This window comes from Sinimarinibacterium thermocellulolyticum (assembly GCF_040327995.1).
Lineage (GTDB): Bacteria > Pseudomonadota > Gammaproteobacteria > Nevskiales > Nevskiaceae > Solimonas > Solimonas thermocellulolyticum.
The window spans coordinates 92,356-105,574 of sequence record NZ_JBEPIJ010000007.1 but is presented as its reverse complement, the minus strand read 5'-3'; the positions used below and the strand labels follow the sequence as shown (position 1 = coordinate 105,574).

The following is a 13,219-nucleotide window of genomic DNA, read 5'->3' as shown; positions in this document are numbered from 1 at the left end:
GCCCGGCCTCGTCCGCGCCGCGGCGGATTTCAGGCGACGCGGGCGCGCGCCGCCGCCATCACGGTCGGCTCCGTGCGCTCGGCGTCGTAGTCCCCGGCGATGTAGGCCTTGCTGAAATCGTCGGTGGCGATGACGTCGTAGCGCACCGTGTCGTAGGCCTCGGCTTGCTCGACTTCCTGCGGCGTCATGAGGCCGCGGGCCAGCGCGTCGCGCAGGCGTTCGGCCACCGTATCGCCGGCGAGCTCGCCCTGGTTCGCGAGCTTGAAGAACTTCGCATACGCCGCCTCGCAGTCCTGGGCCACGTGCCAGGCGTGCTCCATGCGGCCGATCGGATCGTCCTTGCCGCCGCTCACGAAGACCAGCCACGACAGGCGCTCGCGCAGCTCGCTGGGCTCGAGGATCAGATCGGCGACCCTGGCATTGACGCGGTCGGACACCGGAGCGAAGCGGTTGCCGAGCGGGAACACGACCAGGCGCATCACCGCACGCGCCCAGGCCACCGGGAAGTTGCGGATGAAGCCGTCGAAGGCCTGGGCGATCTCGTAGAGCGCGTGGTCCAGCGCCCAGCGCGCGTGCGCCCATTCGGCCTCGCCGCGCGGCCCTTCGAGGTAGTACTTGGCGACGCAGGAGGCGATGTAGAGCTGGCTCAGGACGTCGCCGAGGCGCGCCGACAAGCGCTCCATGAACTTGAGCTTGCCGCCGAGCACGCCCATGGTCAGGTCGGCCGAGAACGCCAGCGCCGCCGAGAAGCGCTCCAGGTGCCGAAAATACGGCGCGATCTGTCCCGTCACCGGCGCGCGCGCCAGACGCGCGCCGCTGACGCCGAGCGTGAAAGCGCGCACGGCGCGGTTGATCGAAAAGCCGATGTGGCCGAACAAGAGCTTGTCGAAGGCGACCAGATCGTTGTCGCGCGCCGCCTCCATCTCCGGGAACACGTATTCGTGGCAGCGGATCGCGCCCTGGCCGAAGATCATCAGATTGCGCGTGAGGATGTTGGCGCCTTCCACGGTGATCGCCACCGGCGTCGCCTTGTATGCGGTGGCCATGAAGTTGCGCGGCCCTTGCTGGATCGCGCGGCCGGCCATCACGTCCATGCCGTCGTTGATGATCCTTCGCATCATCTCGGTCATGTGGTACTTGGCGATCGCGGTGACCACCGAGGGCGCGCAGTGGTCCACCGCCGAAGCGGTCATCACGCGCATCGCCTCCAGGGTATAGGCGAGTCCGCCGATGCGGCCGGTGGCCTCCTGCACGCCTTCGAACTTGCCGATCGGCACCTTGAACTGGCGACGGAAACGTCCGTAGACGCCGGTCATGCGATAAGCGGTCTGCCCCGCCGCCGTCGCCAGCGCCGGCAGCGAGATGCCGCGGCCGGCCGACAGGCACTCGACCAACATGCGCCAGCCTTTGCCCGCCATCGCCGGCCCGCCGATGATCCAGTCGACGGGAATGAACACGTCCCTGCCATGGATGGTGCCGTTCATGAAGGCCGCGCCCGGATAGTGACGCCGGCCGATCTCGACGCCGGGGTGCCGGGCCGGAATCAGCGCACAGGTGATGCCGTAGTCGCGCCGCGACGCATCGCCGAGCAGCCCGTTTGGATCGCGCAGCTTGAAGGCAAGGCCAATGACCGTGGCCACCGGCGCCAGCGTGATGTAGCGCTTGGAGAAATTGAGCCGGATGCCGAGCACCTTCTTACCCTCGTGCTCGCCGTAGCAGACCACGCCCAGATCCGGCATCGCCGTGGCATCCGAACCGACCTCGGGGCCGGTCAGACCGAAGCAGGGGATCTCGCTACCGTCGACCAGGCCCGGCAGCCACTGCTTCTTCTGCGCCTCGGTGCCGTAGTGCATCAAAAGCTCGCCGGGGCCCAGCGAGTTCGGCACCATGACGGTCACCGCCAGCGTGATCGACTTGGTGGCGAGCTTGGTGACCACCGCCGACTGCGCATTCGCGGAAAAGCCCAGGCCCCCGTATTCCTTTTTGATGAGCATCGCGAGGAATTTCTTCTCGCGGATGTAGGCCCAGACCTCGGGCGGCAGGTCGCGGGCCTCGAACTCCACCTTCCAGTCGTCGCAGAGCTTGCACAGCGCCTCGCACTCGTTGTCGAGGAAGGACTGCTCCTCGGCGGTGAGTGCGGTGTACTTGAAGTCCAGCAGCTTGCGCCAGTCGGGGCGGCCGCGGAACATCTCGGCCTCCCACCAGGTGTCGCCGGCTTCGAGCGCCTCGCGCTCGGTCGACGACATCTCCGGCAGCACCTTCTTGAAGGCTGCGAAGATCGGCGCGGTGAGCACGGCGCGGCGCAAGGGCCGCAGGTTCAGCAGCAACGCGAGGGCGACATAGAGCGCACCGGCGACCGCAAAAGCGGCCGTGCCGATCAGGTCCAGGGCCGCGAGCGCGAGCAGCAAACCGCCGAGCGCGGCGGTCCAGACCCACAGCGGCGCACCGACGTAGGCCAGTGCCCAGGCGGCGCCGAGTGCGAGCAGCAGAATGACGAGAGCGGTCATGACGACTTCTCCGTGTTGAGTTCATCGGATCGGTGCGAGGCGGTGCCCGTGCCGGCACCGTCGATCGCGACCGGGCGTTCCGCCGCGGCCAGATCGTCCACGCCGGTGCGCGGAATCAGTGTCTTGATCATCAGCTTCAGATACTCGTTGAACGCCGCGCCGCTGGGCATCAGCGCCGGGGTGTCGCGGCGGATCTGCAGGTTGCCCATGAAGGTGGCGTAGGCAAAGCGCGCCCAGTGCTGGGCGCGCGCCGCATCGAAGCCGAGCGCCTCGTAGCACGTCACCAGATACTGCATGCGCCGCTCCGACACCCGCTGCACGAACTCGCGCACCAGCGGGTTGTCCTCGGCCGCAGCGATCGCCAAATACAACCGGCCCGAGCGGTAGCCGGCATTGGCTTCCTTGAACACCTTGACGATGCGCGCATACGGGTCGGGCTCGTCGCCGACCCGCGCCAGCACGTCCTCGGTCTCACGCTTCTCCCACAGCTCCAGCGCGGCGCGCAGCAAGGCTTCGCGGTTGACGAAATGCCAGTAGAAGCTGCCCTTAGTGACGCCGAGCCGGCGCGCCAGAGGCTCGACCGCGACCGCGTCGAGGCCGCCGGCGGCCATGGCGTCCAGGGCCGCACGCGCCCAGTCCTCGGCGGTCAGGCTCGGTTTGGCATCGCTTCGGTCGATCGCGGCTTTCATCGGCACATACGCGAACGTACGGTGGGCGCATCCAACCATACGCGAGCGTATGGACGCAAGGCCGCGCGAGCCCGGCCCGTCTGTCGTAGCGGCCAACACGACATCGGTCAGACGCCGGGCGCGGGCCGGCCGCCCGCAAGACCCTCAGCGCGTCGTGTAGTGGCGGATGAAGGCGAGCCGGTCCGCTTCTTCGTCGATCAGCTTGCCGATGGGCTTGCCGGCGCCGTGACCGGCCTTGACGTCGATGCGGATCAAGATCGGCCCGCCGGCATCGCAGTCGGTGCCGACCGCGCCGCAGTGCCGTGCGCGGTAGGCCTGGTGCGCAGCCTGCAGGGTCGCTGCGTACTTGTACGAATGTCCCGGCACGACACGGTCGTCGTGATCGGCCGTGGTGATCAGCACCGCCGGATACTTCACGTCGGTGCGCACGGTGTGCAGCGGCGAGTAGCGCGAAAGGTATGCAAAGCCCTCTTTCGTGTCCGCAGTACCGTAGTCGCCGGCCCAGGCCCAGCCGATGGTGAAGCGGTGATAGCGCAGCATGTCCATGACGCCCACCGCCGGCAGCGCTGCCGCGAACAACTCGGGGCGCTGGTTGAGCACGGCGCCGACCAAAAGCCCGCCGTTGGAGCGGCCGCTGATCGCCAGATGCTCCGGCGCAGTCCAGCCCTCGCGCACGAGATATTCGGCAGCGGCGATGAAGTCGTCGAAGACGTTCTGCTTGCGCTCTTTGGTTCCGGCCTCGTGCCAGGCACGGCCGTACTCGCCGCCGCCGCGCAGATTGGCCTGGGCGTAAATGCCGCCCTGCTCCATCCACACGAGATTGGGCACCGAGAACGTCGGTGTCAGGGCGATGTTGAAACCGCCATAGCCGTAGAGCAGGGCCGGCGTCGCCGCATCGCGCTTGAGCCCCTTGCGATAACTGATGAACATCGGAATGCGGGTACCGTCTTTCGACGGATAGAACACCTGCTCGGTGACGTAGTCGTTGGGATCGAACTTGAGCGTCAGCGGCTGATGCACGCCACCGCGCCGCTTGCCGAGATCGTAGCGATAGTTCGTCGCCGGCCGGTTGAACGAGGTAAAGGCATAGAACAGCTCATCGTCGCCCGGCGCGCCGCTGATCTGCACGCCGCCGAACGACAGATCCGGCACGCTGCCCAGACCGGGCAAGGCGATCTCGCCGGCCGGCTCGCCGTCGAGGCCGTAGCGCACCAGCCTGGATGTGGCATCGCGCAGATACAGCGCCACGATGCCGTCGCCGGCGAACAGCGCGTGCTGCAGCGTGTCGGCCTGCTGCGGCACGACCTCGCGCCAGCGATCGGGCAGCGGTGCGTCGAGATCCGCGGCGAGGATGCGTCCGCGCTCGGCGCCCGCATTGCTGCGGAAGTACAAACGGCTGCCGACGCTGCCGATCAGCGTGTAGTCGGACTCGAACGTGTCGACCAGTCGCAGCACGGGTCCGTCGAGTGCCGGCCGCTGCGGATCACCCAGGTCGCGCACGTGGATGCGGTATTCATCGGCCGAGCCGCGCCAGATGCTGATGACCAGATAGCGCCCGTCGTCGGTGACCTGGGCGAGGTAACCCCACTTGGGCTCGTCGGCCACGGCGTAGACGCGCACATCCGCGGTCTGCGGCGTGCCGACACGGTGGTAGTACAGCGCCTGATCCGCCAGATCGTCGAAGGTTCCGGCGTCGGCCCCGGCCGGCGGCTCCGGATAGCGCGAGTAGAAAAAGCCGCGGCCGTCGCGCGTCCAGGCGATCGACGAAAACTTGATGCGGCGCAGGACCTCGGGCTGGTCCTTGCCGTCGGCGACGCTGCGCACGCGAAACTCGTTCCAGTCGGAGCCCGCCGCCGCCGTGCCGTAGGCGAGCCAGCGGCCGTCGGGCGAGACCGCGTACTGGGTCAGCGCCACCGTGCCGTCGGCGGCCAGCCGGTTCGGATCGAGCAGCACGCGCGCTGCGGCCTTCGCATCGTCCTGCACCACCAGCACCGGCTGGTTCTGCAAGCCGTCGTTGCGCAGATAGAAATAGCGACCCGCGACCTTCTCGACGAGACCGTAACGCTCGTAGTTCCACAGCGCCTGCAAGCGCGCATGCAGGCGCTCGCGCTCCGGCAGCGCGGCCAGATGCGGCAACGCCAGCGCATTCTGCGCCTCGACCCAGGCGCGCGTGCGCGCCGAGTCCACGTCTTCGAGCCAGCGGTAAGGGTCCGCGACCTTCGTGCCGAAGTAGTCGTCGACGACCTCGCCGCGTGGTGTCTCGGGGTAGTCGATCGCCGTGATGGTGGCAGCGTTCAATGTCGACAGGCTGGCAAACGCGAGGGTGAGGGCGGGCTTCACGCGGACGGCTCCGAGCGCGCACGATCCATGCGCCGCCATACACGTTAAACTCTAGATTGGTGTAACAGCAAAATTCCGGGGACTGCAGGAGATCGAGACGATGAAACCCGCGACGCGCTTGCTCGTACTGGCCTTGTCGCTGTCGACATGGCCGGCGCTCGGTGCCGAACGCCCACCGAACTATGTCAGTGCACTCGGAAGCTACGTGCTGCCGGATTCCGTACGCAACGACGAGAACGGTCCGGGAGCGGCCCTGTCGTACGGGATCCAGCTCGGCGCGGGGCTGAGCGCGGAATTGAGCCTGTTCGCCCATACCCTCGATCGCGAGCTCGACTCGGCCAGCGACGACGGCTTCTTCGGCGGCGGCATCGATCTGCGCTACCTGCTCGGCAGCGCGCGCCTCGGTGGCTTCATCATCGGCGGCATCGGTGGCTTGTATGAGGACTACGTCGAGGAGTCCGAGTCATCGCCATACGCGAATCTCGGCATCGGCATGCTCGTCGGCATCACCGATCGTCTCCAGGTGCGCGGCGAGATCCGGCAATACGCGGTCTTCAACGACGTCAACTACCCCGGCGAGGACCGCCAGTTCGACACGCGCCTTGGCCTCGGCGTGCAGTACGCGCTGGCGCGCATGACCACCACCGCCGGCGATGTCCCCCAGCCCCCACCCTGTCCCGATGCGCCGCCCGGCGTCATGGTGGATGCCCGCGGCTGCCCGCTTCCGCCACCGTCGGACAGCGATGGGGACGGCGTGGTCGACGGCATCGATCAGTGTCCGGACACACCGGCGGGCAGCGTCGTCGACGCCAGTGGCTGCCCGGCCGACGAAGACGGCGATGGCGTGCTCAACGCCCAGGATGACTGCCCGCGCACGCCTCCCGGCTTCGAGGTCGATGCGCGCGGCTGCGTGCGCGAACGACAAACCGTCGTTGTGCTGGATAGCGTGTCCTTCGAGTTCGACTCGGCCGAACTCACCGATCAAGCGCGCCGCACGCTGGATCGCGTCGTCGCCGGCCTCAAAGGCCAGCCGGGCATGCGCGTGGAGATCGCCGGACATACCGATGCGCTCGGCACCGAGGCCTATAACGACCGGCTCTCGCTCGCGCGCGCGATGGCGGTCCGCAACTTCTTGGTCGCACTCGGCATTGCGCCGTCGCGGCTCGAGGTACGCGGCTACGGCGAGTCGCGCCCCATCGCCGACAACGATACCGACGAAGGTCGCGCTCGGAACCGACGCGTCGAATTCAGCGTGCTGAACCGCTGAGCGCGTGGCGCGCCATCGAGCCCCGGGCACCTGCCCGGGGCTTTTTCACGTCTGCGTGCGTCGGCAAACCCAGAACACCTGGCTGTTGAGCAAACCGCCGAGCCGCGGCAACGGGGCATACAACACGCGCTCGATGACGAAACCCTCGTCCGGCAAGCGCGCCGCAAGGGCGCGATGATCGAAGCCGACGTGCGTTTCGATGTAACCGTCGCGACTGGGGCGGACGATATGACGCGCGCGTCCGAAGCTCGCCCTGAGCACATTACCGAAGCTGGCATTGACGAAACGCTGGCCGAGCGCCGCACGCACGGCGTTCTTGGCCAACGCGGTGGCGCCGGTCTCGATTGGGACCGACAGCATCAGCAAGCCGTGCGGTCGCAACAGCAGGCGAAAATCGGCGAACGCCTGAGCGAGCAGCGGCGCATCGAGATGCTCCATCACCTCCATGCAGGCGAGTTTATCGACGGTCACCCCGCGCAGCGCCTCGCGTCGTGCGTACAGCTCCGGTGCGATACCGGCGCGCGACCAGAGTACCTGCGCCTGCGCACGCATCTCGGCGACCGGCTCGAACGCAAGGTAACGCGCCTGCGGCTGGCGTTCGGCCAGCAATGCGATCAGGTAGCCGTCGCCGGTACCGTAGTCCAGCACCGCCTCCCCGGCTCGAGGCGACAACAGCCTTGCCGCGACCTCGAAGCGACGACGGTGGCTGAAGCGCTTGACCCATGCGGGATTGTCGACGGTCTGTTGATCGTAGGCTTTCACGTGCGGCTCCGGCAGGAAAGGATGGTCGCGAGCCGCGCACGAGCGCGGCGCCGCGGTCCGGCGCCCGTCGGTGCGCGTCATCACCGGCGCGAAGGCCCAAGCCTAACGCAGGCACTGCCGTCTTGGAGACGACGCGTCGCTGCGAATCCGCTTGCACGAACGGAACCGATCGCATCCGGATGGTTCATGGCGCGCACGATCGCCGAGCGGAGCGACTTTTGTATCAGACCACACGGTGCTAGGGTTGGCCAACGCCCCTTACGCAAGCGCTCCATGTCCGTCGCACGCGAATTCAATCCCAACATCCACGGACTGCGCGGACTGGCCGCGTTCATGGTGTTCTGGTGCCATGTGTACGCGGGCGCCCTCGAAGCCGGCTTTTATCCAGAACACTGGCATCCGCTGCTCGCCTGGCTGCTGCACGCCGGGCGCTATGGCGTCGACGTGTTCTTCATGATCAGCGGCTATCTGATCACCGAAAGCCTCACGCGCAAGGGGCAGGTGCGACGCTTTCTGGCCGACCGCGCGATCCGTATCTACCCGGCCTTCCTCGCCGTGCTGCTGCCATTGATCGCGATGGGCATGCTGACGCGCGCCAAGCTGTTTGCCGACACCGATCCCTTGATCTGGCCACTGCAGGTGCTCGCCAATCTGCTGTTCCTGCCCGGGGTCTTCGACATGCCGCCGATCCTTGGCGTGGCGTGGTCGCTCTCGTTCGAAGCCGCGTTCTACCTGACTGCGGCGCTGGCGTTCGCACTCAAGCGCAGCGGCCGGCAAGAACTGGCGGTCGCGGTCTGCGCCGGCGCCGGTCTGCTGCTGTTCCCGCAGTATCCGGGCGTCATCTTCTTCTACGCCGGCGCACTGATCTATCTGTATCGGGACGCATTACTGCTGGGCCTTGCGCGCGTGCACGTTCCGTTCACCGCGCTGATTGCATTGCTGGCCGTCTGGCATCTCGTCATCGTGCACTACCATCGCGCCGAAGCCGACCTGAGCGTGGGCTTTGCGGCAATGCTGCTGCTGAGCTTCGTGCTCGGTCTACTGTTCTTCAACGGCGTCGTCGCCGGCGCGGGACCGTTTGGCATCTTCCTGCGCAGCGGCGCGCTCCAATTCCTCGGCACGATCAGTTACAGCTTCTATTTGTGGCATACGCCGGTCATGTTTTTCACCAAGCGCATCGTCCTCCACTACGTCGCGCCCGAACAGGGGGACGCGATGGCCACCTTGTCGTTTGCGCTGCTGAGCCTGCCGCCCGCATTGCTGGTGTCGTGGATCAGCTACCGGCTGTTCGAGGCGGCCGCTGGACGGATCTTGCACCGGCGTCTCAACCAGCAGCGCACCGCCGCCAGCGTCGCTTCGTGAGTTTTCCCAACACCTTCATCGTCGGCGCCGCCAAAGCCGGCACGACCTCGCTGCACCACTATCTGGGCCAGCATCCGCAAGTCTTCATGTCGGCCTGGAAGGAACCGCATCACTTCGCCGACATCACGATCGATCCGAACAAGTCGCACATGATGCGGCGCTACGCCGACGAGCGCGCATATCAGGCCCTGTTCGCCAAGGCGGGGGACCGGCCGGTGGTCGGCGAGGCCAGTCCATCGTATCTGTGGGATCCGCAGGCTGCGGCGCGCATCCGCGCGCGGGTACCGCATGCACGAATCATCGTGCTGCTGCGAGATCCGGTGCAGCGGGCGTTCTCGCACTATTGGATGGACGTGCGCGAAGGCTTACAGACGCAGGCCCCGCTGAAGGCCTTTCGCGACGACTACGCGCTCCCCGGTAAGCGCTGGGGCGGCAAGGGACATCTGTACGTCGAGTTGGGTTTCTACGCGCGCCAGCTCGCGCGTTTTTACGAGGCGTTTCCGGCCCCTCAGATCCGCGTCTACCTGTTCGATGAGTTGCGGTCGCGACCGCAAGCGGTGCTCGTCGATCTCGCCACCTTCCTCGGCATCGACCCGGCACCGATGAGCGCGATCGACACCAGCGAGCCGCTCAATCCCTACGCGCGGCCTCGCAACGCCCTGGCCGGCGGCCTGATGCGTCAGGCCTGGTTGCGGCAGGCGGCACAGCACATGATCCCCGCTCGTCTGCGTCGCAGTGTGCGCGATCACCTGCTGCTGCGGCGCGACGCCAAACCGCCGGCCGACCGCGAGGCGATCGCCTGGCTCAGCGCGCTCTATGCGCCCGAACTCGACGCGCTCGAACGCCTGCTTGGTCGCGCGCTACCGGCGCTGCGCACCAGCTTGGTCGGTTGAGGGCAAGTAAGGCGAAAGCGCCTGGAGCAGCTCGGCCGTGTGTCGGCGCTGACATTCCTCGTTGAGGTGGTACACGCTGTCGAAGAAGCAGCTTCGCGGATACTGCGAGCGGTTGGGCAACTCGATGAAACCCGCACCGTTGCGCTCGTAGATCGCACGCACCCGCTCGATCATGCGTGGATCGATGACCACGTCGTCGGCCACCTGTACCAGCCCGCCGACGACCACGACCCCCCGTGCACGCAGGCTGGCGATGAAGTGTTCCAGCACCTGGGTGTAGAAGTATCGCTCCGGCGTGAAGTCTTCGAGCGGCGGCAGCTTCCACGCCGTCGCCGCGATCAGCGCCTCGAACACGCGGCCCTGTTCGGCAGTGTGCCCCGTCTCGTCCCCCCACGCGTTCAGATTGCCGGCGCCAAAGACACGCGTGGCGCCAGCCTGTCGCCGCAAGCCTGTCTTGGCCAGGACGTTCTCGGCGATGGCCGAAGCCAGATACGGCAGGTCGAAGTGAAACAGAGCGTGTAGCTGCCGCACCATCGGCATGCGTCGCAGCGTCGCACGGTCGTATGCAAACAGATAAGCGGCATCGCGCTGCGTGACGACGAAATCGCGGTCCCAAAGGTATTGCTCGTAAGCGAGCGGGATATAGACCACATCGCCCGCATGCAGCAGCGGCGTGAACTTCTCCGCCATCAGATCGATGCCGACGTCGGCAAGGAATCCGGCATTCACGCAAGGTACGCCGGTCTGCCGCTCGGCGAGTTCGCAGCTAAGGCCAAACCGCACATTGCTCCCGCCGAAAAACACCAGCTTCGGCGACGGCAAGGCCGCCGCACGCGCCGTCTTGATCGAGAAATAGTCGGCAATGGTGCCGACCGACAAGGGCTTGTGCAGAACCCAGCCAAACAGCAGCGCATACAAAGCCACCGATGCCAGCATCGCCATCGCGATCGCGAGCGCGTGACGCGGGCCGGCGGCAGTGGTGGTGATCGTCAGCGCCATGACTCAAAACTGAAAGTACAGGAACTGTGCCGGCACCCCGGCAAAGAGCGCGCCCTGGATCGCGAACGCAAAGGTCGGCACCAGCAGCACCACGCGCTGCCGCGCCGAGAGCCGATGCAGATTGCGGCAGAAAAAGGCGAGCCACGCCGACAACAGCAACAGCGCCACGAACTCGGTCAGCCCAAGGACCGTGCCTTTGGCCAGATTGGGCATGTGCCGCAGCGGCTCGACCCAGCCCTGGAGGAACGGCAGCAACGCGAGCAGCTGATCCGGCAGCGCGGCGCCGTTGAGACCGAGCATGCCTTTCCAAATGTCCGTCGCGCTGCCAACGGTGTGCGCCCTGAACAGTACGAGGCCGAAACACCAAGTCAGGAAGGTCAGCATGCGCGCGACACCGTCGTCCCACCAGCGCCCCAGTTCGATGCCGTTGGCCTCGCGCCAACGCGTCCACTGATTGTTGACGATCAGCACGACGCCGTGCAGCAGTCCGAAGACAAAGAATGTCCAGCCCGCGCCATCGCCGTGCCAGAGCCCGCACAAGATCATCGTGATCAGCAGATTGACCTGCTGGCGCCTCGCACCGAGCCGGTTGCCACCGAGCGGGATGTAAACGTAATCGCGCATGAAGCGCATCAAGGTCATGTGCCAGCGCCGCCACAGCTCGGCCATGCTGCGGGATTGGTAGGGCGAGTCGAAGTTGTGCGGCAACTGGATGCCGAACAGGCGGGCGATGCCGATCGACATGTCCGCATATCCAGAGAAGTCGAAGTACAGCTGGAAGGTATAACCGAGCGCCGCCGCCCAGGCCTCGAACAGCGTCAGCGACTCGCCGGCGGCGGAGGCGGCGAAAGCCGGGTCGATGTAACGACCCAGCGGATCGGCGATCGCCACCTTCTTGAACAGGCCGAGGAAGAAAATCGGCAGGCCGGCGTTGAAGTTGGCCAGGCTCGGGCGGAACACACGGTCGTCCGCAAACTGCGGCAGCATCTCACGATGGTGGACGATCGGCCCGATGATCAGCTGCGGGAAGAAGGTCACGAACAGGCAATAGTTCATAAAACTGCCTTCGCGCTCGCACGTCCGGTAGGCGTCGACGAGGTAGGCGATCTGCTGGAAGGTGTAGAACGACAGCCCCAACGGCATGATCACGTGGTGCCAGTTCCAGCCGAGGTCCAACCAGCGATCGACCAGACCGTAAGCCGGATTGGCGTACTTGAAGAACAGCAGCAGCGCGAGATTCGCACTGATGCCGGCGACCAGCCAGACCTTGCGCCGCGTTCCGACCGCGACCCGGCGCGCCAGAAAGAAATTGCCAAAGATCGACGCGGCGAGCACCCCGATCTGCCAGGGCGACCACCACGCGTAGTAGAACAGCGAGGCCAGCACCAGCCAGGCCACCGCCAAGCGCGGCAACTGGCGCCAGCCGAGCAGAAAGAACCCGGCCAGGGTCGCGGGCAGGAATATGCAGATGAACTCGAAGGAGTTGAACAGCATCGCTCAACGCCAGGGCCTGGGATGGACCTGCCGCGCTAGCTGCCGTCGCCCTGTGCATGCCACTGCGGCAGCGCTCGCCCGAGGAGCGCCTCGATGCGTTCCACCTCGCCGGCGAGCTGCCGTCGCAGAAAGTGCAGATCTTCCGCCGTGGGCTCGCCGCCGGATTCGCGCACGCCGAAGAATAGTTGCTGTAGTCCCAGCCTGCGCGCCCAGGCGATGGGGCCGAACCAGCGTGCGCGGCGCAACGGCCCGCGGATCATGAAGCCCAGGCGCGCCAGGCGCGGATGGCGCGGCGCGCCGGTCGCATTGACACGCTCGGCCCGCAACTCGGGGGGTGGCGGGCGCGGCGTCAGACCGGTGATCTCGCAGATCCGCCGCGCAAAGGCCTCGCTGTCGGCAGCCAGATCGTCGAGCAACAGCACATGCACGCGCTGGGCGCCGAGCTGTGCGCGCAAACGCTGGACATGGCTGGCGTAGCGGCTGGCATCGAGAATCTGCGGATGCTCGATCACCGCTTGCTGCAGCGGCGCGTTGGTGGCGCCGTAAGCGCGCATGTGCTGATAGGCCGAGTAGCTGCGTTTGACCGGGTCGCGCAGCGTGCAGACGACGTGCGCCTGCGGCACCAGCGCGGCAATCCTGGCCCCAACCTGTGCCTGGTGAAAGTAGGTCGGCGCCACCTCGGCCATCAGCGGCCGGTCGAGGTCGTTGCCAAAGTGCGACAGATACCACGCCACCCCTCGCTCGAAATGCCGATCGAAGAAGAACGTCTCCTTGGTCGCGGTCGGCAGGCACACGTCGCCGCGCAGCGCAAGGTAGCGGTGGATCCAGGTCGTGCCGGTGCGTTCCGGTCCGACGAAGAACACACCGGGTAGACGATCCACGTTGCCCCCTCCCGTGAAGGACAGT

10 protein-coding genes are annotated in these 13,219 nt (G+C 66.6%); 3 read left to right on the top strand and 7 right to left on the bottom strand.

The genetic code is table 11. The features are described 5' to 3' along the window. Window positions 1-29: 29 nt before the first annotated feature. From ABSH63_RS08040 to ABSH63_RS08030, 3 genes are all read right to left on the bottom strand, one after another. Window positions 30-2,507, bottom strand: coding sequence for an acyl-CoA dehydrogenase (locus ABSH63_RS08040; protein ID WP_352888860.1), 2,478 nt, complete (start codon window positions 2,505-2,507; stop codon window positions 30-32). Continuing rightward, a complete protein-coding gene (locus tag ABSH63_RS08035; protein ID WP_352888858.1) occupies window positions 2,504-3,196 on the bottom strand; it encodes a TetR/AcrR family transcriptional regulator in 693 nt (230 codons plus the stop codon). Before ABSH63_RS08035 ends, ABSH63_RS08040 begins: the two co-directional genes overlap by 4 nt. Before the next feature lie 144 nt (window positions 3,197-3,340). After that, the gene (locus ABSH63_RS08030) at window positions 3,341-5,536 is read right to left on the bottom strand and encodes a prolyl oligopeptidase family serine peptidase (RefSeq protein WP_352888857.1); all 2,196 of its coding nucleotides are present in this window, start codon (window positions 5,534-5,536) and stop codon (window positions 3,341-3,343) included. A 100-nt stretch (window positions 5,537-5,636) separates the two neighbouring features. On the opposite strand from ABSH63_RS08030, the gene ABSH63_RS08025 reads away from it, so the two are divergent. Next, a complete protein-coding gene (locus ABSH63_RS08025) occupies window positions 5,637-6,803 on the top strand; it encodes an OmpA family protein (protein ID WP_352888856.1) in 1,167 nt (388 codons plus the stop codon). A gap of 45 nt (window positions 6,804-6,848) precedes the next feature. Here the strand turns inward: ABSH63_RS08025 and ABSH63_RS08020 are convergent, their stop codons facing one another. Beyond that, complete coding sequence (locus tag ABSH63_RS08020) at window positions 6,849-7,565, bottom strand: class I SAM-dependent methyltransferase (protein ID WP_352888854.1); 717 nt, start codon at window positions 7,563-7,565, stop codon at window positions 6,849-6,851. Window positions 7,566-7,838: 273 nt separating this feature from the next. Between ABSH63_RS08020 and ABSH63_RS08015 the strand changes: the two genes are divergently transcribed. Both ABSH63_RS08015 and ABSH63_RS08010 read left to right on the top strand, forming a co-directional pair. Further along, window positions 7,839-8,927 carry an acyltransferase family protein gene (locus ABSH63_RS08015; RefSeq protein ID WP_352888853.1) on the top strand — a complete coding sequence of 363 codons (1,089 nt, stop codon included), beginning with the start codon at window positions 7,839-7,841 and terminating at the stop codon, window positions 8,925-8,927. Beyond that, a complete protein-coding gene (locus ABSH63_RS08010; RefSeq protein ID WP_352888852.1) occupies window positions 8,924-9,820 on the top strand; it encodes a sulfotransferase family protein in 897 nt (298 codons plus the stop codon). Before ABSH63_RS08015 ends, ABSH63_RS08010 begins: the two co-directional genes overlap by 4 nt. Here the strand turns inward: ABSH63_RS08010 and ABSH63_RS08005 are convergent. The 3 genes from ABSH63_RS08005 to ABSH63_RS07995 are packed head-to-tail and all read right to left on the bottom strand — an operon-like array spanning window position 9,788 to window position 13,194. Next, a complete protein-coding gene (locus ABSH63_RS08005; protein WP_352888851.1) occupies window positions 9,788-10,819 on the bottom strand; it encodes a hypothetical protein in 1,032 nt (343 codons plus the stop codon). The two genes, ABSH63_RS08010 and ABSH63_RS08005, sit on opposite strands and share 33 nt — an antisense overlap. A gap of 3 nt (window positions 10,820-10,822) precedes the next feature. Next, window positions 10,823-12,313, bottom strand: a complete 1,491-nt coding sequence (locus ABSH63_RS08000) for an MBOAT family O-acyltransferase (protein WP_352888849.1) — start codon at window positions 12,311-12,313, stop codon at window positions 10,823-10,825. A 35-nt stretch (window positions 12,314-12,348) separates the two neighbouring features. Then, on the bottom strand, window positions 12,349-13,194 hold the full coding sequence (locus ABSH63_RS07995) for a sulfotransferase family protein (RefSeq protein WP_352888847.1): 846 nt from the start codon (window positions 13,192-13,194) through the stop codon (window positions 12,349-12,351). Between the last annotated feature and the right edge of the window lie 25 nt (window positions 13,195-13,219).